This is a genomic window from Pseudomonas sp. MIS38 (assembly GCF_019891575.1).
GTDB lineage: Bacteria > Pseudomonadota > Gammaproteobacteria > Pseudomonadales > Pseudomonadaceae > Aquipseudomonas > Aquipseudomonas putida_A.
This window is the reverse complement of record NZ_JAFLXF010000005.1, coordinates 175,569-197,254: the sequence shown is the minus strand read 5'-3', so window position 1 is coordinate 197,254 and position 21,686 is coordinate 175,569. Positions and strand designations below refer to the sequence as shown.

Here is a 21,686-nt window from a genome sequence, read left to right as displayed (position 1 = left end):
AACGATGATGTTGGCTGCCCCGACGCCTTCGCGAGCAAGCCCGCTCCCACAGGGGGTTGTATTCCAGGCAGTTGCTGCACGCTGTTTTGAGGTCGCGAGATATACAGTCGATCTTTGCCCCCCACAAAACCCATGTGGGAGTGGGCTTGCTCACGAATGCGGTGTGTCATTCAACGGTGATGTTGGCTGCCCCGACGCCTTCGCGAGCAAGCCCGCTCCCACAGGGGGTTGTATTCCAGGCAGTTCCTGCACGCTGTTTTGAGGTCGCGAGATATACAGTCGATCTTCGACTCCCCACAGAACCCATGTGGGAGTGGGCTTGCTCACGAATGCGGTGTGTCATTCAACGGTGATGTTGGCTGCCCCGGCCCCTTCGCGAGCAAGCCCGCTCCCACAAAAGGGCACCTGTTTTTCAGGGACATCGTGGCATACTGCCGCGCATGACTTTCGACTCTCCTTTAAGCGCCTGGCAACACGCGATCGAGCACAAGGGTTTCATCCAGGATGAAGCCCAGGAGCATGCGGTCTGGGCCTTGCAAAAATGCCATGAAGCCTTGCATGCCGGTGCCCGTTCGGTCACTGGCGTGTATTTGTGGGGCCCGGTCGGGCGCGGCAAGACCTGGTTGATGGATCAGTTTTATCAGAGCCTGCGGGTGCCGGCGCGACGGCAGCACTTTCATCATTTCATGGGCTGGGTGCATCAGCGCTCGTTCCAGCTCACTGGCATCGCCGATCCGTTGCGGGCGTTGGCCAAAGAGTTGGCGGCGGAAGTACGGGTGTTGTGCTTCGACGAACTGTTCGTCAACGACATCGGCGATGCGATCATTCTCGGGCGGCTGTTTCAGGTGATGTTCGACGAAGGCGTGGTGGTGGTCTGCACCTCCAACCTGCCGCCGGATGAGCTGTACGCCGACGGCTTCAACCGTGATCGTTTTGTCCCGGCGATTGCCGCGATCAAGGCGCATATGCAAGTGGTGGCGGTGAACGGTGCCGAGGATCATCGCCTGCATCCGGGCGCGGGTCAGCAGCGCTATTTTGTCGCTGCGCCGGGACAGGGCAGTGCTCTGGAGCAGGTCTTCCAGTCACTCAACGCCGGGCAGCCCGCCAGCGCCGAGCCGGTGCCCGTCGGCCATCGTGTGCTGAACGTGGTGCAAGCCAGTGCGACGGTGCTCTGGTGCCGCTATGCCGATCTCTGCGAGCAACCATTTGCCGCGATGGATTTCATCGCACTGTGCGACAACTATCGGTCTATTCTGTTGAGCGACGTGCCGAACCTCAGCGCGCAGAAACGCGAAGGGCGCATCGCTCGCGGCACCGAGGACGGCTCGGCGCAGGTGGTGGCCGGTGACCGTGAGTTGCCGCAACTGTCGGTGCACGACGACGGTGTACGCCGTTTCATTGCCTTGGTCGACGAGTGTTACGACCGTAAAGTGCCGCTGTACATCGAGGCCCTGGTACCGATGGAGGCGCTGTACACCGAGGGTTATCTGGAATTCCCGTTCCGGCGCACCCTCAGCCGGTTGCAGGAGATGCAGTTGCAGCGTTTTGCCGAATCCTGAGCGAAGAGGGCGCGAGTATGAGCCAACCGCTGTCGCATCATTTACTGACCATGGCCTACCAGAACGCGTGGGCCAATCATCGCCTCGGCAAAGCCTGGAATCAGCTCGACGCCACTGAGCTGGCGGCGCCGCGAACCAGCTTCTTTCCGAGTATCCGCCTCACCCTCAATCACATACTGACGTGCGACTGGTTCTACGTCGATGCACTGGAACGCGAGTTGCGCGGTGACGAACCGCATCCTGATTGCTATGTGTTTTTCAACCATGACGAGCCGTTTACCGAGGCTGCAGCGCTGCGTGAAGAGCAGGCGCACGTCGATCGTCGACTGATCGCTTATTGCGAACAGCTGCGCGATGCCGATCTGGGGCGGATCGTCACCATCGCCCGGGAAACGCCGCAGCATGACAGTCGCTTGCGTATGCTGTCGCACCTGTTCGAGCACCAGATTCATCATCGTGGGCAGGTGCACGCGATGCTCAGCGCGACCACGGTGAAACCGCCGCAACTGGATGAGTTCTTCTGCGCCGGCGAGAGCGGGTTGCGTGCTCAGGATTTTGCCGAGTTGGGCTGGACCGAAGAGTTGATCTGGGGGCGTTGATGCCTGGAAATCAAAAGATCCGGTTGTGGCCCGCAACATCCTCGCGGTAAGGTCGAACAGCCTTTCAGGTGCGCACTTTGCACGCCGGGGCCATGATCGGGGATGGAAATGGATTCCGCAGAAATTCTTGTGCTGCAAGCCAGTTACACCAATCCACTGCACGCCGAAGCCATCGGCATCGTGCTCAATCATTACGCAGAAGATCCCATGGGCGGCGGCCATTCGCTTGACCCGGAACTGTTGCGTCGCGTGCCGGAAGAACTTGCGCGCAGGCCTCATGCGTTCAGTGTGCTGGCGTTCGTCGGTGGCGAGCCGGCAGGGCTGGTGAACTGCTTTGAAGGTTTCTCGACGTTTGCCTGCAAGCCGCTGGTCAATGTCCATGACGTGGCGGTCGTGAGCAAATTTCGCGGCCTCGGCTTGAGTCAGAAAATGCTGCGCAAGGTCGAGGAAATCTGCCGTCAGCGCGGTTGCTGCAAGATCACCCTGGAAGTGCTCGAAGGCAACGAGGTGGCACAGAACTCCTACCGCAAATTCGGCTTCGCCCCCGGCATGTTCGACCCGGAACATGGCCGTATGCTGTTCTGGATCAAGGATCTGCAGGCATAAAAAAAGGCGCCCCGGACAGGGCGCCCAACTGTCGTCTCCGAGGCCAGAGCGGAGCCATCGGAGGTCCATCGGTTGCTCGGTGAATCAGTCGCGATAAGACTCGGTGACTTGCGCGGTCTGATCGTTCGGAACCTTCAGTTCCGCTGCTTTGCTATCGGTCGGCTGTTCGCTTGGCGCGTGGTGGACCGGGAAGTTGTCGTAGTAATGCCGCATGCGTTCGGCGCCGCCCTCGGCAAAGGCGCTGGCGGAACCGAGGGCGAGTAGCCCGGCAAGAATGGCGGTGGTGGTTTTCATGGTGCCTCCTACTGAAAAACGTGGGAGCCGTTCGTCCATGAAGCAGATCTCGGGGCACAGTGTCCCGGCGGGGAATTAACTCGGGGTTAACAGCGGTGGCGAGGGGATTTGGTGACGCATTGCGCGTCACCGAGAGAGTGGGGCCGCTTCGCGACCCATCGGGGATGAATCCCCTCACCACAGGGGTTTTGTTTGCGTGGATTGGTCAGAGCTTCCAGTCCAGGCTCAGGGTCACTGTGCGCGGGTCGCCCCAGTACACGCCGTTGTAGAAGCCGACGTTGTCGTAATACTTCTTGTCGAACAGGTTATCGACGTTCAGCGACGCCGACAGATGCCTGTCGAACTCATAGCGCGACATCAGCTTGACCACGGTGTAGGCCTCCTGGTTGATCCGCGCCGGTTCGGTGATGATCCGGCCGTTGGCGCCGCGCCCGACCGGGCGGTTGGCCGCGCCATAGACGTCGCTCTGCCAGTTCACCGCGCCACCCACGGTCAATGCGTGCCAGTTGCCCGGCAGACGATAGGCCGTGGACAGCCGCAGCATGTTCAGTGGTTGAGCGGTGTTGCTGCGCTGTTTTTCGCCGTCGACGGAATGGGTGTAGGTGTAGCCGGCGGTCATGTTCCAGCCGCTGAGAATTTCCCCGGACACTTCGGCCTCGAAGCCATTGACCTTGTTACCCTTGCCGCCGGACTTGAAAAACTCCTCGCCGCTCACCGGGTCCGGGGGCACCGAGTTGTCACGCTCGGCGACGTTGTCCTGTTTGCTCCAGAACACTGCCGTCGCCAGGTTCAGGCGTTCGTCGAGCAGGCTGCCTTTGAGCCCGACTTCATAGTTGCTGCCGATCACCGGGTCGAGGTAATTGCGGTTGCTGTCGCGCTTACTTTGCGGCTTGAAAATGTCGGTGTAGCTGGCGTAAACCGTGTACTCCGGCGTCAGGTCGTAAAGCAGGCCGGCGTAGGGTGTCCAGATATCATTCTGGCGTTGATGGGTGGCATCGGTGCTGGTCAGTTTTTGCTGCGCGTCATAGTAGTAATCGGTGCTGGATTCGTTCCAGCTGCCATAGCGGCTGCCGAGTACTGCATGCAGCTCATCGGTCAGGCTCAGACGGGTCGCGAGGTAACCGGCCTTTTGCCGAGTGATGCCTCGCGCGCCCCGCAGGCTGGTGACAGTGTCGGCGAATTTGCCGATGTCACCCATGTATTTCCAGTCGCGGATCTTGCCGTAGTCGGCGGCTTGGGGACTGTTGAAGGCGTAGGGCGAAGTCGAGCGGTTTTCCGCCTCGCCGTAGCCGAACATCATCTCGTGTTCGCGGCCGAACAGCTGGTACGGCCCTGACAGGTTGAAGTCGTACACGCTCATTTTCTGCGTGCCGAGCATGTGCCCCATGTAGGCCGTCATGCCGCTGCGGTCGGCCTCGGGGAAACCGGAGCCGCCGTAATAGACCTTGCCGTCGGTATCACTTTCGCGGTGGGTGTAGGCGGCCTTCAGCTTCCAGCCATGACCCAATTGCTGGTCCAGAGTAACGAACGCGGTCTTGTCCTTCAGCGGCCAGGAACTCCAGGATGTCGCCATGTTGGTCGACCGTCCGAGGCCGGCCTTGCTGCCGTCGGCGTTCCAGTACGGCACGGTGCCCCAGGAGGTGCCCTGAACCTGCTTGTCCTGATAGTCGTAACCGACGGCAAGCACCGTGGAGTCGGTCAGATCAGCTTCGAGAATGCCGTAGCCGACCTCGCGCTGCAGCGCGTATTTGTCGCGGAACGACTGGCTGTCGCGATAGGCCAGCACCGTACGCCCGCGCAGCCGACCATCGAAGGCCAGCGGCCCGCCGACATCGACATAGCTGTAGTAGTTGTCGTAGCTGCCGCCACTGACCCCGGCCAGTGCCTGCCACTGGGCAGTCGGGCGCTTGCGCACCATGTTGATCGTCGCTGAAGGATCGCCGGCACCTGTGGTCAGGCCGGTGGCGCCGCGTACCACTTCGATGCGGTCGTAGATGATGGTGTCCGAGTCTGACTTCATGCGCCCGAAGGTGTTGAGCATTCCGTCGATCTGGAAATTGTTGATCGGGTAACCCCGCGCCGAATAGCTGACCCGATCCGAGTCGTTGTGTTGCACGACGATGCCGGTGGTCTGGCGCATGGCTTCGGACAAGGTACCGAGCTTGAAATCATCCATCTGCTGGCGCGTGACCACGGACACCGATTGCGGGGTTTCCTTGATCGACAGGTTCAGCCGCGTCGCGGTGCTCATCGCGCCAGTGGTGTAGGAATCAGTGTTTTCAGTGTTAACGCCGAGGCCTTCGGCGCTGACGCTGGTGGCGTCCAGTTCCAGCGCCTGGGCGGCGGATGGTGGCGCTGTTTCAGGATCGGTTTCAGCCAGCAGATCGGGACTCAACGCCATGCTGAACAAGCCGACAGTCAGGGTCATGGAACGGGTAATGGGCGCGAACATCGCAGCCGACTCCTTGTCTTCGAGGGAAAAAATCCATTGGTTCAAAGACGAGACGCAGCACGACGATTTAGTAACAAACAAGAAATATTATTATTTGGAGATATTTCCCGACTTCGCCGAGACGGGCGAAAAGCTGCTCACGGCGCTTGCCCAATAGACGGCGGCGGGTATGCTGTTGGCCTGCCGAGGAGATAGCAATGGCCTACGATTTTGACCTTTATGTGATTGGTGCCGGTTCCGGCGGTGTACGTGCAGCGCGCTTCGCCGCCGGTTTCGGCGCGAAAGTGGCGGTGGCCGAGAGCCGTTACCTGGGCGGCACCTGCGTCAACGTCGGCTGCGTGCCGAAGAAACTGCTGGTGTACGGCGCGCATTTCGCCGAAGACTTCGAACAGTCGTCCGGTTTCGGCTGGAGCCTGGGCGAAGCGAATTTCGACTGGACGACCCTGATCGCCAACAAGGACCGCGAGATCAATCGCCTCAACGGCATTTATCGCAACCTGCTGGTCAACAGCGGCGTCACCCTGCACGAAGCCCACGCGAAGATCGTCGGCCCGCACGAGGTCGAGGTCAACGGTGAGCGCTTCACCGCGAAAAACATTCTGATTGCCACGGGTGGCTGGCCGCAGATTCCGGAAATCCCGGGGCACGAACACGCGATCAGTTCCAATCAGGCGTTTTTCCTCAAAGAGCTGCCGAAGCGGGTGCTGGTGGTGGGTGGTGGTTACATCGCGGTCGAGTTCGCCGGGATTTTCCACGGTCTGGGCGCGAACACTACGCTGCTGTATCGCGGTGATCTGTTCCTGCGTGGTTTCGATGGCTCGGTGCGCAAGCATCTGCAGGAAGAGCTGACCAAGCGCGGTATGGATCTGCAATTCAACGCCGACATCGCGCGCATCGACAAACAGCCTGACGGCAGCCTGAAAGCGACCCTCAAGGATGGCCGCGTGCTGGAAGCCGATTGCGTGTTCTACGCCACGGGCCGGCGTCCGATGCTGGACAACCTTGGGCTGGAAAACACCGATGTGCAGCTCACCGACAAAGGTTTCATCAAGGTTGACGAGCAATACCAGACCAGCGAGCCGTCGATTCTGGCGCTGGGTGATGTGATCGGTCGGGTGCAACTGACGCCAGTGGCACTGGCCGAAGGCATGGCGGTGGCGCGGCGCTTGTTCAAGCCTGAGCAATACCGTCCCGTGGATTACAAGATGATCCCGACCGCCGTGTTCAGTCTGCCGAACATCGGCACTGTCGGCCTGACTGAAGAAGAGGCGCGGGACGCGGGCCATGAGGTGGTGATTTACGAGAGCCGCTTCCGCCCGATGAAGCTGACGCTGACCGAGTGTCAGGAGAAAACCCTGATGAAACTGGTGGTCGACGGCAAGACCGACAAGGTGCTCGGTTGCCACATGGTCGGCCCGGACGCGGGGGAGATCGTCCAAGGCTTGGCGATCGCGCTGAAGGCTGGCGCGACCAAGCGTGACTTCGACGACACGATCGGGGTGCACCCGACGGCCGCCGAAGAGTTCGTCACCATGCGTACGCCGGTCGGCGCTTAAGCGTCCTTCGCTTTGGCTGTGTCTGGCGCTGCCGCAACGGTAGCCGCCAGACGCAAGCTGTCCTCGAGGCTGGCCTGAGTCTTGGTCAGTTCCTTTTCCAGTGACTGATTGAGCTGCCGCTGTTCGTCGGCATCCTGTTTCAGCGTCTGACTTTCCAGCAGGGCCACGCGCAGGCGTTCCTGGAGGAGGGTGCGTTCGTTGTCGACGCGAGTGGCTTGCTCCAGCAACTGATCCTGACGCTGGTTGCTGTGCTTGAGCTGATCCTGCATCAGGCTCAGTTCGCGCTGGGTGCCACGGTTTTCCGTGAGCAGGCGTTCGTTGTCGCGATGCAACTGAGTGATCTCGTCCTGACGCACCAGTGCACTTTGTTGCGCCTGGCGCAATTCCATCTGCAACTGCTGCAGCTGTCCTTCGTGACGGGCTTGTTCCTGCTCGCGCTGCTCTTTGGTGGCGTTGCGGTAATGCTCGAGAGCATCGCGGGCGTGCAGATGTTTCTCTTCCAGCGAGCGGATCTGCTCGTCCTTGTCCTGCAGGCGCAATTCGAAATCAGCCAGCGCCTGATTGAGTCCGGCGTTGCGGGTTTGCTCGGTCTGCAGCATCGAGCGGGTTTCTTTTAGCGCTTCGGATTCCTTGGCCAGCGCCGCGCCTTGAATGTCGTGCTGTTGTTCCAGTTGCTCAAGTGCCTGGCGCACCTGCTTGAGTTCCGCTTCCAGGGTTTCGCGCTGCTCTTCGAACTGCTCGCGCGCTAGTTCGATCGGCTCTTGCGCCTGTTCCTTCAGGCGCTGGGCGAGACGCGAGACCAGTGCGGTCAGCTCGTCATTGATCGGTTCCGCGGACGCTTCGACCGGTTGGCTGCCGTCATCCAGCTCTTTCAGATAGCGATGGATCGTGGTTTTCGAACCGGTGTTGCCCAGTTCGATGCGTACTGCATCGATGCTGGGGTGTTCGCCTCGGGCCAGAATCGCTGAGCGCGCGATCTGCACCACTGCTTTGTTAACGCCACCACGGGCCATTTTAACTCCTACCATTACGTACTGTGGTACATGCCACCAAAGTACGCAGTGTACCACGCTGAAAATAAAGTTAAATGCTTGATTATTCACAGACGGGATATACTGGTATTACCCAATGTCAGACCCCTGAATCGGTTTTTTCATCCAGCAATCAGTACGCCTGCGAGAACACTGCCCATGAGCGAGATCGATCGCTATCTGCAAGCCGCCACCCGTGACAACACCCGCCGCAGCTATCGCTCGGCGATCGAACATTTCGAAGTGAAATGGGGCGGCTTCCTGCCGGCAACCGCCGACAGTGTGGCGCGGTATCTGGTCGAGCATGCCGGGGTGCTGTCGATCAACACACTGAAACTGCGGCTGTCAGCGCTGGCGCAGTGGCACAACAGTCAGGGTTTTGCCGATCCGACCAAGGCGCCGGTGGTGCGCACAGTGTTCAAAGGCATTCGCGCACTGCATCCGGCGCAGGAAAAACAGGCCGAACCGTTGCAATTGCACGATCTGCAGCAAGTGGTCGACTGGCTGGAACAGGAAGCCAGTAGTGCCAGGCAGAATCAGGATCGTCCGCAGTTGCTCAAGGCCTATCGCGATCGGGCGCTGATTTTGCTGGGCTTCTGGCGGGGCTTCCGCAGTGACGAGTTGTGCCGTCTGCAGATCGAGCACGTGCAGGCGCACGCCGGCAGCGGCATCACCCTCTACCTGCCGCGCAGCAAGGGCGACCGCGACAACCTCGGGCAGACGTATCAGGCGCCGGCGCTGCTCAAGCTGTGCCCGGTGCAGGCTTATATCGACTGGATCACCGAGGCAGCGCTGGTACGCGGCCCGGTGTTTCGCGGCGTTGACCGCTGGGGCCATCTGAGCGAGGAGGGCTTGCACGCCAACAGCATCATTCCGCTGCTGCGTCAGGCGCTGGAGCGCGCCGGCATCCCGGCCGAGCGCTACACCAGCCATTCCCTGCGCCGCGGCTTTGCCACGTGGGCGCATCAAAGCGGCTGGGATCTGAAATCGTTGATGAGTTACGTTGGCTGGAAGGATATGAAGTCAGCCATGCGCTATGTTGAAGCCAGCCCCTTTCACGGGATGGCCCGGATTACGGATAAACCGGCTTCGTCGTAGATATGGTTTTCTTCTATTAATACAGTCCGCTAATAGCGAAAACAAATCAGCAGCATCAGGTTTGCCAATGAGCCATCCGTCGAGTGAGTGGGTAGGATTCACCCATCGAATTCACAACCCTGACGGAGAGTCATCAATGCCTATCATCAACAGCCAAGTAAAACCGTTCAAAGCTACCGCATTCAAAAACGGCGACTTCGTACAAGTCTCGGACGCTGACCTGAAAGGCAAATGGTCCGTAGTGTTCTTCTACCCAGCCGACTTCACCTTCGTGTGCCCAACCGAGCTGGAAGACCTGGCCGACAACTACGCTGCGTTCCAGAAACTGGGCGTGGAAATCTACAGCGTTTCGACCGACACCCACTTTGCTCACGCTGCCTGGCACAACACCTCGCCAGCGATCGGCAAAATCGAATACACCATGATCGGCGACCCGACCCACGTCATCTCCCGCAACTTCGACGTGCTGATCGAAGAAGCTGGCCTGGCTGACCGTGGCACCTTCGTGATCAACCCTGAAGGCCAGATCAAAATCGTTGAACTGAACGATGGCGGCGTTGGCCGTGACGCTTCCGAGCTGCTGCGCAAGATCAAGGCTGCTCAGTACGTTGCTGCTCACCCAGGCGAAGTTTGCCCGGCCAAGTGGAAAGAAGGCGAGGCCACTCTGGCTCCGTCCCTGGACCTGGTCGGCAAGATCTGAGTCTGTGACGCACGCAACACAGGGCGGGACTCCGCACCTACTTCAGTAAGCTGCACCGCCCATTGAAAAAGCCCGGGCGAGATTCGCTCGGGCTTTTTTTCGCCTCGAATAAAGACACAGGAGATCGCCCGTATGTTGGACGCCAATCTTAAAGCCCAGTTGAAATCGTACCTGGAACGGGTTACCCAGCCGATCGAGATCGTTGCTTCCCTCGACGACGGTGCGAAATCCCGGGAAATGCTTGACCTGCTGAAAGACGTTGCCAGTCTTTCGAGCCAAATTACTCTGATCGACAGCGGCACCGATGCCCGCAAGCCGTCGTTCTCGATCAATCGCCCGGGTGCCGACATCAGCCTGCGTTTCGCCGGCATCCCGATGGGCCATGAATTCACCTCGCTGGTGCTGGCCCTGTTGCAAGTCGGCGGCCACCCATCGAAAGCCAGTGCCGAAGTGATCGAACAGATCCGCTCGCTCAAGGGCGAGTTCAGCTTCGAAACCTACTTCTCGCTGTCGTGCCAGAACTGCCCGGACGTGGTCCAGGCGCTGAACCTGATGGCTGTGTTGAACCCGAACATCCGTCACGTCGCCATCGACGGCGCGTTGTTCCAGGACGAAGTCAACGATCGCAAGATCATGGCCGTGCCGAGCATCTACCTCAACGGTGAGAACTTTGGCCAGGGCCGCATGGGCCTGGAAGAAATCCTCGCCAAACTCGACACCGGCGCCATCGAGCGTCAGGCCGAGAAAATCAGCGCCAAACAAGCCTTTGATGTGCTCGTAGTTGGCGGTGGCCCGGCCGGTGCGTCGGCCGCTATCTATGCCGCCCGTAAAGGCATTCGCACCGGTGTTGCGGCTGAGCGCTTCGGCGGTCAGGTGCTCGACACCATGGCCATCGAGAACTTCATTTCCGTGCAGGAAACCGAAGGCCCGAAACTGGCGACGGCGCTGGAAGAACACGTCAAGCAGTACGACGTCGATATCATGAACCTGCAGCGCGCCGACAAGCTGATTCCCGGCAAGAACGGCGAGCTGCACGAAGTCCACTTCGCCAGCGGTGCGACCCTGAAAGCCAAGAGCGTGATCCTGGCGACCGGCGCACGCTGGCGTGAAATGAACGTGCCGGGCGAGCAGGAATACCGTAACAAGGGCGTGGCGTACTGCCCGCACTGCGACGGCCCGCTGTTTAAAGGCAAGCGCGTGGCGGTGATCGGCGGCGGTAACTCCGGCGTGGAAGCGGCCATCGACCTGGCCGGTATCGTTGCCCACGTGACACTGCTGGAGTTCGACGTGCAACTGCGTGCCGACGCGGTGTTGCAACGCAAACTGCACAGCCTGCCAAACGTCACCGTGATCACCAGTGCGCAAACCACTGAAGTCACCGGTAATGGCGAGAAGGTCAACGGCCTGCGTTACAAGGATCGCAATACTGACGAACTGCGCAGCGTCGAGCTGGAAGGGATTTTCGTACAGATCGGTCTGTTGCCGAACACCGACTGGCTCAAAGGCACCATCGAGCTGTCGCCGCGTGGTGAAATCATCGTCGACAACCGTGGCGAGACGTCGATCCCGGGGATCTTCGCGGCCGGCGACGTGACCACTGTGCCGTACAAGCAGATCGTGATTGCGGTGGGCGAGGGTGCCAAGGCTTCCCTCAGCGCGTTCGATCACTTGATCCGTACTTCTGCGCCGGCGTAAACGGCAGTCGCTGAAACGAAAAAACCCATGAGCGATCATGGGTTTTTTTATGCCTGACACAATCCAATTGTAGGAGTGAGCCTGCTCGCGATGGCGGCTGCACATTCAAAACATCATGGCCTGACACACCGCTATCGCGAGCAGGCTCACTCCTACAGGAGAAATTTGCAGTCAGTTACAGCGGCGCAGGCTGGATGATTTCAACCCAGTAGCCATCCGGGTCCTTGATGAACGCCAGGCTTTTCATACGGCCATCAGTCAGGCGCTTCTGGAAATCACAGCCCAGCTCTTCAAAACGTGCGCACGCGGCAACGATGTCTGGCACCGAGATGCAGATGTGGCCGAAACCGCGTGGGTCGGTGTTGCCATTGTGATAGGCGAAGTCGGCGTCGTTTTCGGTGCCGTGGTTGTGGGTCAGTTCCAGAATGCCGGGGATCGACTTCATCCATTCGGTGCGGGCGGCGGCGTCGGCCGGGATCTGCGCCTTGTCGACCAGCGCGAGGAAGTACAGGCTGAATTCGGCTTCCGGGAAATCACGCTTTTCAACCAGCGAGAAGCCCAGTACGCGGGTGTAGAAATCCAGCGACTTGGTGATGTCCTTTACACGCAGCATGGTGTGGTTGAAGACGAAGTTGCGGGTTGCGCTGTCTGGAGTGGCGGTGACGCCGGGGAAAGTGTTCAGTTCGTGCAGGCTCATAGGCCCTCCGTAACAATGGGGCGAGTGAATGGGCGCAATGATACGCATGCGGGGCGGCATCGCCAAACCGAATGCGCGGCTTGCTCTGTGGGCGGCCGGGCCTCAGACTTTGCTGCTCAATCTGCGAGTGCCTCTGGTAATGATCCGACCGTTCAAAGCGCTGTTCGTTTGCCTTTTCTCATCGCTGCTTGCCGTTCCGGCGCTGGCGGATCAGCCCAGTATCACCTGGCCTGCAGGCTGGGAAGTAGAGGCGCTGCCTGATCAAGCCCCTCAGGTTTCGCGCCAGCGCGCGGTGAAAACCGACACCGACGGCAATCAGGTGATGGTGATGGAGTTGACCATGAGCCAGGTTGAGGCAGGCCATCAGGTCAATGTGCAGGGTGTCCTGCTGGAAATGCGCAAATCTATTCAGAAAGACTTCTTCCAGGGCGGCTATCAAAGCGTTTGCAACAAGATACATCCGGCAAAACTCGCCGCTCTGGATGCACTGGAGACCACCTGCACGATCATCGAAAACGGCCGTCATGTGTTGTCGCAAACATTGGTTGCTGCGGTCGCGAAGGATAAGGCTTATGTACTTTCTTACGCGGGTCAGGCTGAGGTTTATACGGCGAGCGCCGAGGAAATAGTCGCAGTGAGAAACAGCTTGAAACTTTAAGCGTCTGTTTGCACCGCTACGGGTTTAGATACCCGAAGGAATTAAGCACAAAGTTTAGCGGTCGTTGCGGTTGCAACATCCCGGCGCAAAATGTTTAGCCTCACGGCTTGTGGGTGTTAAAGCAGATTGATAACTAGCGTGGCGGAAATCGTTGCTTTTGTTAGATATTGTCGAAAAAAAAGCCCTGCATAGAGCAGGGCTTGTTTGTTGACGCAAGATTAACCGCGCAACCAGGAATCGACGGTGGCAGCACCGTACTGTTCTTTCCAGGCTTTCAGGCCGCGGTGATTGCCGCCCTTGGTTTCGATCAGTTCACCAGTGTGCGGGTTCTGATAGACCTTGACCACGCGAGCGCGGCGGGTTTTCGGTGCGGCAGACACTTGCAGGCCGGACTTGGACGGGTTCGGATCGAGGATGGCGATGATGTCTTTCAGGCCTTTGCCGTAGGTTTTCATCAGCCCCTGGAGCTTTTCTTCGAATTCGATTTCTTTCTTGAGCCCGGCATCGTTCTTCAGCGATTCCAACTGCTTGAGCTGTTCCTGAAGGGCCTTTTCAGCTGCACGAAATTCAGCGAGTCTGGACAATATCTTTACTCCAATAGTGTGTTTGGCTGATACCAACCGCAAACAAAGCTATAAGCCAAGAGCCTTGAAGCGACTCGGTGATAATGGCTCACCTGCCAATCTTGCACAGGCTGAAAAAATTGTAGTAGTTAATGCGCCAAGAGTAAATCCTGATCTTGTCGTCATGTAACAACAGTGGTGTTTTGTATCAATTTGGTGCGCCCGGTCGCAGCGCCGGGCTTAATTTATTTTTAGTTAATGGTGACTTAATGCATCGATGAAGTCGGCGCCAGGCATGGGTTTTCCGAACAGATAGCCCTGCAGGAAGTTGACGTGGTGTGCGGTCAGATAGTCAGCCTGAGCCTGAGTTTCTACACCTTCGGCAACAATACCCAAATCGAGCTTGGCCGACAGTTCGATAATCGTGTCCAGAATATGCCGCGACAGCGCATCAATGCCGATCATCGCGACGAAACTCTGGTCGATCTTGAGAAAATCGACATTGAATGTTCGCAGGTAGCCCAGACTTGAATGACCGGTACCGAAATCGTCGATGGCGATCATCACCCCCAGCGCGTGCAACTGCTCGAACAATAGGTGCGTGACATCGGTTGGCTCAATCAGCTCGCGCTCGGTCAGCTCCAGCACGAGGTTGATACTGCCGGGGGCAAAAGCAGCGAGAAACCCGCGACAGTCTTCGACCAGTTGCAGATCCTGGCAATGGCTGGCGGTGATGTTGATGCCGATGTGGAACGGTTTGTCGAACTCCGCCGACAACGGGCCGAGCAGGGCGGCTGTCTGCTGCATCAGCGAACGAGTCATGGGCACGATCAGGCCTGAATGTTCGGCAAACGGAATGAACAGATCCGGACGCACCAGACCCTCCTTGGGGTGATTCCAGCGCATCAGCACTTCAGTGCCGGACCACTTCCGGCTGTCGCCATGCACCACCGGCTGGAAGTAGGGAATGAATTCGCCAGCCTCCAGCGCGCGCAGCATCTCATGGCTGGGCGAAGTGGCGCGCCGTTGCAGGACATGGGCGATAGCGCCCGCGATCACCCCGAAAAATATCAGCAGACTGAACAGCGGCGGGTATTCGCCGGCCATGTAGCGCCACGTTTGCCCCTGCGGGAAGCCTGCACTGACACTGAAGGCATAGCGCGAAGACGCGAGCATACTCTGCGCCACCGGTAACGGCGGCAGGGCGCCTTGATGCACCTTGCCATCGACGGACAGCCAGTTATCGCCGACCTGCAACAACAGCAGCGTCTGCCGGCCGATCAGGCGCAGGATGTTGCTCAGGTGATAACCATCGAGGGTGGTCAGCGCGCCACCGCGACCTTCGCTGAGGCGATACACCAGCAGCGCGGTGTTGGGCGTGACGGGGTTGCCATTCATCAACCACAGTTTGCCCTGCGTATAGTCGCCCGGATTCACGGCCTCCTTGAACTCCCCGAACAGCGAGCTGCAATAGAGGTTGTTGTCCCACACCAGATTGGTCGAGCGTACAAAAGGTCGACGGGTCACCTGCTCACGCAAGGCCAGTTTGACGCTGTCGCAGGGCTGGCCGGCCAGGGGCAGCAGTTCGCTGGCGGCCTGGGCGGTGTTGTCGAGCATCAGTTCAAACTGGCGCAACGCCTCCTCGGCGGTATTTTGCGTGCTCTGTTGCAAGGTGCGTTCGGCTTGCAGATACAGAATCCCTGTGCCCAAAAGCACCGGCAGCAGGCCGCAAAGCAGGGTCACAATCATCCGCACGCTACGTTTGCGGCGGGGTTTGACAGTCAAGGGCATGGACGCATCCTGTTGCGATGGAGTGAAACTCTCGAATGCAGGCTGGCAACGGCGCGCCTGTGAAAGACAGCGGAGTCAAAACGCATGATAGATGGCCGTTGCCGCTTGTGCCGCTTACAGGCGATTGATCTGCGGGGCGAGTGCGATACAGGCTCAGCTTGTTTACGTGTGCAACAAACCCCTTGCACCGATGCGAAAAAGGCGGATTTTATAGAGAGGGCAGACAACCCTATTTACGCTGTGTAGAATCGGGTTACGCATACAATAATAAACGTCTTCTGGCAGCAGAAGCCTCGCCCGCAAGAGCCTTGGGTCGACAATGAAGATATTCGGGTTTCAACTGATCTACGGTGACTTCCTCGCCCGCAGTGTGCGAGGCATCTCCTGCGCACCTCCCGCCGGTCTCAGCATTACTGACAAATAACTCTGGTTAATTGATAAGAATGATGAGGCGTCACCATGGCAGATTTATACGAAAACCCAATGGGCCTGATGGGCTTTGAGTTCATCGAGTTCGCATCGCCGACTCCTGGCACCCTGGAGCCGATCTTCGAGATCATGGGCTTCACCAAAGTCGCGACCCACCGCTCCAAGAACGTGCACCTGTACCGTCAGGGCGCGATCAACCTGATCCTCAACAACGAACCGCACAGTGTGGCCTCGTATTTCGCGGCCGAGCATGGACCGTCGGTGTGCGGCATGGCGTTCCGCGTGAAGGATTCGCAAAAGGCCTACAGCCGCGCATTGGAACTCGGTGCTCAGCCGATCCACATCGAAACCGGCCCGATGGAGCTGAACCTGCCAGCGATAAAGGGCATCGGCGGCGCGCCGCTGTACCTGATCGACCGTTTCGGCGAAGGCAGTTCGATCTATGACATCGACTTCGTGTTCATCGAGGGCGTTGATCGCAACCCGGTCGGTGCCGGTCTGAAGATCATCGACCACCTGACCCACAACGTGTACCGCGGCCGCATGGCCTACTGGGCCAACTTCTACGAGAAGCTGTTCAACTTCCGCGAGATCCGCTATTTCGACATCAAGGGCGAATACACCGGCCTGACCTCGAAAGCGATGACCGCACCGGACGGCATGATCCGCATCCCGCTGAACGAAGAGTCGTCCAAGGGCGCCGGGCAGATCGAAGAGTTCCTGATGCAGTTCAATGGCGAGGGCATTCAGCACGTGGCGTTCCTCACCGACGACCTGGTCAAGACCTGGGATCAGTTGAAGAAGATCGGCATGCGCTTCATGACCGCACCGCCGGACACCTACTACGAAATGCTCGAAGGCCGCCTGCCGAACCACGGCGAGCCGGTGGATCAACTGCAATCGCGCGGCATCCTGCTCGACGGCTCGTCGAACCCGGACGACAAGCGCCTGCTGCTGCAGATCTTCTCGGAAACCCTGATGGGCCCGGTGTTCTTCGAATTCATCCAGCGTAAGGGCGACGATGGTTTCGGCGAGGGTAACTTCAAGGCCCTGTTCGAATCGATCGAGCGTGATCAGGTGCGTCGTGGTGTGCTCGCAACCGAGTAATCCGCCACCAGAATGAAAAAATCCCGGCTTGCAGTCATGCACAGCCGGGATTTTTTTTGCATCAGCAAAACTGTGGGAGCGGGCTTGCTCGCGAATTCGGTCTTTCGTTCAAGGTCTTTGTTGACTGAGCTGACGCTTTCGCGAGCAATTCCGCTCCCACAGTAGTTTTGTGTTGCTTTTAAGACCTGCGTTGTCGCATCAGGTGTTTGAAGCCTTCGAAGATCAGCACCACAACGGCGAGCCAGATCGGAATGTAGGTCAGCCACTCGCCGGCCTTGATGCTTTCACCGAGCAACAGCGCCACGCCGAGCAGCAACACCGGCTCGACGTAACTGAGCAAACCAAACAGGCTGAACGGCAGCAAGCGGCTGGCAATGATGTACACCACCAGCGCCGAAGCACTGATCAGACCGAGCAGCGGAATCAGCCAGAGCAAGCCCGGATACTGATCGAACACGGCGAAACCTTGCTCACCACCGCGCACGAACCAGTACGCCACCGGCAGCATCAAGGTCATGTCGACCCACAGACCGCCCAGGTTGTCGGTCTTCAGGCGTTTGCGCAGGACGAAATACAGCGGGTAACCGACCACGACCACCAGGGTCGCCCAGGAAAATCCGCCGACCCGATACAGCTCGTTCGCCACGCCGAGAACGGCAAAGAACACTGCGATTTTCTGCAGGTACGACAGGCTGTCGCCGTACACAATGCGCCCGGTCAGTACCATCGCCAGCGGCAACAGGAAATAACCCAGCGACACATCGAGGCTGTAGCCGTTGAGCGGCGCCCACATGAACAGCCACAACTGCACGCCGAGCAAACCCGACGAAACAATCAGACCGCCAATCAGCTTTGGATAGCCCGCCACCTTGCGCAGCAACTCCAGCACCCGCCGCCATTCACCCGACACCAGCATGAACACGGTCATGCACGGCACAGTCAGCAGCATCCGCCAGCCGAAGATTTCCACGCCGCTCAACGGAGTGAGCAGCGAGGTGTAGTAATACATGACGGCAAACAGCACCGAAGCTGAAACCGATAGAGCGATACCTTTAGACAAACTGTCCTCGCGGATGGGTGATCAAACAGGGCGCGCAGGATACGTGGTTTTTGTGCTGAATATTGGCCGGGGCGGTCAATATTTTCTACATGAACCCAAAAGCCCCTCACCCTAACCCTCTCCCAGAGGGAGAGGGGACTGACCGTAGGGTCTCGCGACATTCAGCGATGTGAAAGTCCGAGTCGATTATGGATTCAACACAACAGCTTCAGGCAAAAGCGTAGCTTCAATATTCCCCGATCGGTTCCCTCTCCTCCGGGAGAGGGCTAGGGTAAGGGCGGGGGGCTCACGTCGAACGCGGTTTACGGCCCGACACAAAATGGCTCACATCGTTAAACCCCGGCGTCGAAGCATGCCCCGGCGTCACCAGCGAGTCGATAAACGCTTCATCCTCCGCCGTGATCTGCACCGCCTGCGCCTTGGTATAAGCATCCCACTGTTGTTCGGTGCGCGGCCCGACAATCGCCGAGGTCACCGCGCTGTTGTTCAGCACCCAGGCAATCGCGAATTCGACAATCCCGACGCCACGGCCCTGGGTGTACTGCTGAATCTGCTGGGCGATGCGCAGCGATTCCACGCGCCATTCGGTTTCCAGAATGCGTTTGTCCTGACGCCCGGCGCGGCTGTTGGCGTCGGGAGTGGCGTCGGGTGCGTACTTGCCGCTGAGCACGCCGCGGGCCAGCGGGCTGTAAGGCACCACGCCGAGGCCATAGGTTTGCGCGGCGCTGATCTGCTCGGTCTCGGCCTGACGGTTGACGATGTTGTACAGCGGCTGACTGATCACCGGGCGGTCGATACCGAGCTTGTCAGCGATGCGAATCACCTCGGCGATGCGCCAGCCGCGATAGTTCGACAGGCCCCAGTAACGGATCTTGCCCTGACGAATCAGGTCGCCGATCGCCGACACCGTGACTTCCAGCGGCGTGTTGTGGTCTTCGCGGTGCAGGTAATAGATGTCGAGATAGTCGGTGCCAAGACGGGTCAGGCTGGCCTCCAGACCATTGAAGATGTGCTTGCGGCTCAAGCCGCTGCGGTTCGGCACGCCGTCCGCCGGGCCGAAACCGACCTTGGTTGCCAACACCCATTCGTGCCGATGGCGGGCGATCGCCTCGCCGACAATTTCTTCCGAGCGGCCGTTGGTATAGACGTCGGCAGTGTCGATGAAATTGATGCCCTGATCCCAGGCCTTGTCGATGATGCGCAGCGAGTCCTCGGCGCTGGTTTGCTCGCCAAACATCATCGTGCCGAGGGTGAGGGTGGACACCTGCAACCCCGAGTGCCCCAGTGTGCGGTAGCTCATGCCGAAATCCTTTTATCGGGTGGGAAAACTCCAATCAAATACCAGAAGCATCCGACGGGGCAAAGTGAATTATCGGCCCAGTGCTGCGCAACGCGTCTGCAAAAACGCTTGCAACACTCGAACGCGTTCCGACACCTGCACCCGATGCGGACACAGCAGATTGAACGGCACGCTCTCGCCATGCCAGTCATCAAACAGCGTCAGCAGGCGTCCGCCGCGCACATCCTCGGCGACGTCCAGCCAGGCTTTGTAGGCAATGCCATGCCCGGCTAGGGCCCAGCGCCGCGCGACTTCGCCGTCATCGCTGAAGTAATCGCCGTGGACTTCCACTTCCAGCGTTTCGTCCTCGCGACTGAAATGCCAGGTGTTGTAGGGCCGACCATTGCGCAGGTAGAGCAGGGCGCTGTGTTCGCGCAGTTCGCCGGGATGTTGCGGTGTGCCATGGCGGGCGAGATAGTCCGGGCTGACGCAGGCAACGCGGCGATGCGCCGGCAGAATTGGCAACGCTACCAGCGTCGAATCACTGGGCACACCAAAGCGCAGCGCGACATCCACGGTTTCGCGGAACAGATCGGCGTGCCGATCGTTGAGCAGCAATTGCAGCTGGATATTCGGGTGCGCACGTTTGAAGTCGTCCAGCCACGGCAACAACACGTTGCGCCCGAAGTCCGAGGGCGCCGCCAGTTGCAGCACACCACTGAGGCCTTCGCCGTGTTGCTTCAGTGCCTGCTCACCTTCGGCCAGGGCGGACAGGGCGATGCGTACGCTGTCGAGATAACGCCGACCTTCTTCGGTCAGGCGCATGCTGCGCGTAGAGCGCGCGAGCAGGCGGATACCGAGGCGGGTTTCCAGGCGCTTCAAGGCGATGCTTGCGGCGGCCGGCGTCAGTTCAAGCGTGCGGGCAGCGGAAGAAATACTGCCGGAGTCGGCCACGCGGACGAAGATCTCCAGATCGAGAATCGAGCTCATTGGTAAAAATCCTTTAAAGATTCGTGCGTTTTTGCGGGATTTTTCCGTCATTGGCAAGTTCGGGCGTTGCAATCAGTGAGCAAAAAAAGATCGCAGCCTGCGGCAGCTCCTACAGGGAAACGCGTATTTCCATGTAGGAGCTGCCGCAGGCTGCGATCTTTTGATCTTGATGCGTGATGATTAAGCCCGCAGCGTCCGCGTCATGCGCAACGCCAGCAAGCTGCCGCCGACAATCACACCCGCCAGCAAATACAACGCCGCATCGGTCGAACCGGTGCTGTCCTTGACCCAACCCACTAGGTACGGGCTGAGGAAACCGGCCATTTGCCCCATCGAGTTGATCAACGCCAGACCACCGGCCGCGGCGCCCGCGCTCAACAGCGCAGTCGGCACTGGCCAGAACATCGGCAGGCCGGTCAGCGCGCCCATGGTTGCAATGGTCAGGCCGAGGATGGCGATGGCCGGGTTGGCGGCGAAGTTCACCGCGATCAGCAGCCCGAGCGCGCCCATCAGCATCGGCACCACCAAGTGCCAGCGCCGTTCTTTGCGCAAGTCCGCCGAACGCCCGACCAGCAACATGAACACCGCCGCCAGCAGGTAAGGAATCGCACTCAGCCAGCCAATCACCAGGTTGTCGCTGAAGCCTAGGTTCTTGATGATCGACGGCAGCCAGAAGTTGATCGCGTACACGCCGCTCTGGATGCAGAAATAGATCAGGCCAAACGCCCAGATCGCCGGGTTCTTAAATACCGCGAGCAGCGAGTCCGAGGTGGTTTTCGGTTTGTTCGCCAGGTCTTCGGCCTGATCCGCCTCAAGCACCGCGCGCTCGTGCGGGCTCAGCCACTTGGCATTGGCGAAGCTGTCGCTGAGCAGGAAATAGGCGAGGGCGCCGAGGATTACGGTCGGGATGCCTTGCAGCAGGAACATCCACTGCCAGCCGGCCAGTCCGCCTTGCCCGGCGGCGAAGTGATTGAGGATCCAGCCGGAGAACGGACTGCCGAGCAGCCCCGAGACCGGGATCGCCGACATGAACAGCGCCATGATCCGCCCACGGCGGAACGTCGGGAACCACTGCGAGAGGTACAGCACCACACCCGGGAAGAACCCGGCTTCGGCCGCACCGGTGAACAGGCGCAGGGTGTAGAACTGGGTCGGGGTGGTGACGAACAACAGGCAGGTCGACAGCGTGCCCCAAGTGATCATCATCAGCGCGATCCAGCGTCGCGGGCCGAATCGGGTCAGGGCCAGGTTGCTCGGCACGCCGCACAGCACGTAGCCGATGAAGAAGATCCCGGCACCGAGGCCGTAAACGGTTTCACTGAACTTCAATGCGTCGAGCATCTGCAGTTTGGCGAAGCCAACGTTGACCCGGTCGAGGTAGTTGAACAGGTAGCAGATGAAGATGAAGGGGATCAAACGCAGGGTGATGCGTTTGTAGACGGCGTTTTTACCGTCGTCGATGGTCTGGGTAGCTGCGGCGCTCTGCGACATAGCGGCTCTCTCTTTATTATGATTTTTTGCG

20 protein-coding genes are annotated in these 21,686 nt (G+C 59.3%); 10 read left to right on the top strand and 10 right to left on the bottom strand.

Going from position 1 to position 21,686, the window contains the following annotated elements:
* The first annotated feature begins 440 nt into the window (after positions 1-440).
* The 3 genes from zapE (at position 441) to J1G18_RS08860 (ending at position 2,764) form a co-directional block, all read left to right on the top strand.
* Positions 441-1,559, top strand: a complete 1,119-nt coding sequence (zapE, locus tag J1G18_RS08870; protein WP_223007494.1) for a cell division protein ZapE — start codon at positions 441-443, stop codon at positions 1,557-1,559.
* 17 nt (positions 1,560-1,576) lie between these two features.
* Positions 1,577-2,158 carry a DinB family protein gene (locus J1G18_RS08865; protein WP_098963951.1) on the top strand — a complete coding sequence of 194 codons (582 nt, stop codon included), beginning with the start codon at positions 1,577-1,579 and terminating at the stop codon, positions 2,156-2,158.
* 108 nt (positions 2,159-2,266) lie between these two features.
* Complete coding sequence (locus tag J1G18_RS08860; RefSeq protein WP_098968408.1) at positions 2,267-2,764, top strand: GNAT family N-acetyltransferase; 498 nt, start codon at positions 2,267-2,269, stop codon at positions 2,762-2,764.
* A gap of 84 nt (positions 2,765-2,848) precedes the next feature.
* Here the strand turns inward: J1G18_RS08860 and J1G18_RS08855 are convergent, their stop codons facing one another.
* Together J1G18_RS08855 and J1G18_RS08850 are read right to left on the bottom strand one after the other, a co-directional pair.
* The gene (locus J1G18_RS08855; RefSeq protein WP_097089648.1) at positions 2,849-3,058 is read right to left on the bottom strand and encodes a hypothetical protein; all 210 of its coding nucleotides are present in this window, start codon (positions 3,056-3,058) and stop codon (positions 2,849-2,851) included.
* 205 nt (positions 3,059-3,263) lie between these two features.
* The gene (locus tag J1G18_RS08850) at positions 3,264-5,510 is read right to left on the bottom strand and encodes a TonB-dependent siderophore receptor (protein ID WP_223007493.1); all 2,247 of its coding nucleotides are present in this window, start codon (positions 5,508-5,510) and stop codon (positions 3,264-3,266) included.
* On the opposite strand from J1G18_RS08850, the gene J1G18_RS08845 reads away from it, so the two are divergent.
* Together J1G18_RS08845 and gorA are read left to right on the top strand one after the other, a co-directional pair.
* On the top strand, positions 5,497-5,667 hold the full coding sequence (locus J1G18_RS08845) for a GPO family capsid scaffolding protein (protein WP_143503118.1): 171 nt from the start codon (positions 5,497-5,499) through the stop codon (positions 5,665-5,667). The genes J1G18_RS08850 and J1G18_RS08845 overlap by 14 nt on opposite strands.
* Before the next feature lie 40 nt (positions 5,668-5,707).
* Positions 5,708-7,066 carry a glutathione-disulfide reductase gene (gorA, locus tag J1G18_RS08840; protein ID WP_223007492.1) on the top strand — a complete coding sequence of 453 codons (1,359 nt, stop codon included), beginning with the start codon at positions 5,708-5,710 and terminating at the stop codon, positions 7,064-7,066.
* On the opposite strand, the gene J1G18_RS08835 is transcribed toward gorA, so the two are convergent.
* Positions 7,063-8,079: a DNA-binding protein gene (locus J1G18_RS08835; protein ID WP_027612008.1), complete on the bottom strand. Its 1,017-nt coding sequence runs from the start codon at positions 8,077-8,079 to the stop codon at positions 7,063-7,065. The two genes, gorA and J1G18_RS08835, sit on opposite strands and share 4 nt — an antisense overlap.
* A 177-nt stretch (positions 8,080-8,256) precedes the next feature.
* Here J1G18_RS08835 and J1G18_RS08830 point away from each other — a divergent pair, with 177 nt between their 5' ends.
* From J1G18_RS08830 to ahpF, 3 genes are all read left to right on the top strand, one after another.
* Positions 8,257-9,195: a site-specific integrase gene (locus J1G18_RS08830; protein ID WP_223007491.1), complete on the top strand. Its 939-nt coding sequence runs from the start codon at positions 8,257-8,259 to the stop codon at positions 9,193-9,195.
* A 136-nt stretch (positions 9,196-9,331) separates the two neighbouring features.
* Positions 9,332-9,895, top strand: a complete 564-nt coding sequence (gene ahpC, locus J1G18_RS08825) for an alkyl hydroperoxide reductase subunit C (protein WP_003224621.1) — start codon at positions 9,332-9,334, stop codon at positions 9,893-9,895.
* Positions 9,896-10,027: 132 nt separating this feature from the next.
* Positions 10,028-11,590 (top strand): alkyl hydroperoxide reductase subunit F, encoded by a 1,563-nt coding sequence (ahpF, locus tag J1G18_RS08820; protein WP_027612006.1) that lies wholly within the window; start codon positions 10,028-10,030, stop codon positions 11,588-11,590.
* 175 nt (positions 11,591-11,765) lie between these two features.
* Here ahpF and gloA read toward each other — a convergent pair whose 3' ends face one another.
* Positions 11,766-12,287, bottom strand: a complete 522-nt coding sequence (gene gloA / locus J1G18_RS08815; protein WP_007963339.1) for a lactoylglutathione lyase — start codon at positions 12,285-12,287, stop codon at positions 11,766-11,768.
* A gap of 139 nt (positions 12,288-12,426) precedes the next feature.
* Between gloA and J1G18_RS08810 the strand changes: the two genes are divergently transcribed.
* On the top strand, positions 12,427-12,945 hold the full coding sequence (locus tag J1G18_RS08810) for a DUF4946 domain-containing protein (RefSeq protein ID WP_171061835.1): 519 nt from the start codon (positions 12,427-12,429) through the stop codon (positions 12,943-12,945).
* Positions 12,946-13,163: 218 nt separating this feature from the next.
* Here the strand turns inward: J1G18_RS08810 and J1G18_RS08805 are convergent, their stop codons facing one another.
* A complete protein-coding gene (locus J1G18_RS08805; RefSeq protein ID WP_003224630.1) occupies positions 13,164-13,529 on the bottom strand; it encodes a histone-like nucleoid-structuring protein, MvaT/MvaU family in 366 nt (121 codons plus the stop codon).
* 234 nt (positions 13,530-13,763) lie between these two features.
* Positions 13,764-15,299: an EAL domain-containing protein gene (locus J1G18_RS08800; RefSeq protein ID WP_223007490.1), complete on the bottom strand. Its 1,536-nt coding sequence runs from the start codon at positions 15,297-15,299 to the stop codon at positions 13,764-13,766.
* Between the two features lie 459 nt (positions 15,300-15,758).
* Here J1G18_RS08800 and hppD point away from each other — a divergent pair, with 459 nt between their 5' ends.
* The gene (gene hppD / locus J1G18_RS08795; RefSeq protein ID WP_103368986.1) at positions 15,759-16,835 is read left to right on the top strand and encodes a 4-hydroxyphenylpyruvate dioxygenase; all 1,077 of its coding nucleotides are present in this window, start codon (positions 15,759-15,761) and stop codon (positions 16,833-16,835) included.
* A 178-nt stretch (positions 16,836-17,013) separates the two neighbouring features.
* On the opposite strand, the gene rarD is transcribed toward hppD, so the two are convergent.
* The 4 genes from rarD to J1G18_RS08775 form a co-directional block, all read right to left on the bottom strand.
* A complete protein-coding gene (rarD, locus tag J1G18_RS08790) occupies positions 17,014-17,895 on the bottom strand; it encodes an EamA family transporter RarD (protein ID WP_027611999.1) in 882 nt (293 codons plus the stop codon).
* Between the two features lie 286 nt (positions 17,896-18,181).
* Positions 18,182-19,195 (bottom strand): aldo/keto reductase, encoded by a 1,014-nt coding sequence (locus J1G18_RS08785; protein ID WP_135295744.1) that lies wholly within the window; start codon positions 19,193-19,195, stop codon positions 18,182-18,184.
* 69 nt (positions 19,196-19,264) lie between these two features.
* On the bottom strand, positions 19,265-20,164 hold the full coding sequence (locus J1G18_RS08780) for a LysR family transcriptional regulator (RefSeq protein WP_223007489.1): 900 nt from the start codon (positions 20,162-20,164) through the stop codon (positions 19,265-19,267).
* A 180-nt stretch (positions 20,165-20,344) separates the two neighbouring features.
* Entirely contained in the window at positions 20,345-21,655 is a 1,311-nt protein-coding gene (locus J1G18_RS08775; RefSeq protein WP_027611996.1) for an MFS transporter, read from the bottom strand.
* Between the last annotated feature and the right edge of the window lie 31 nt (positions 21,656-21,686).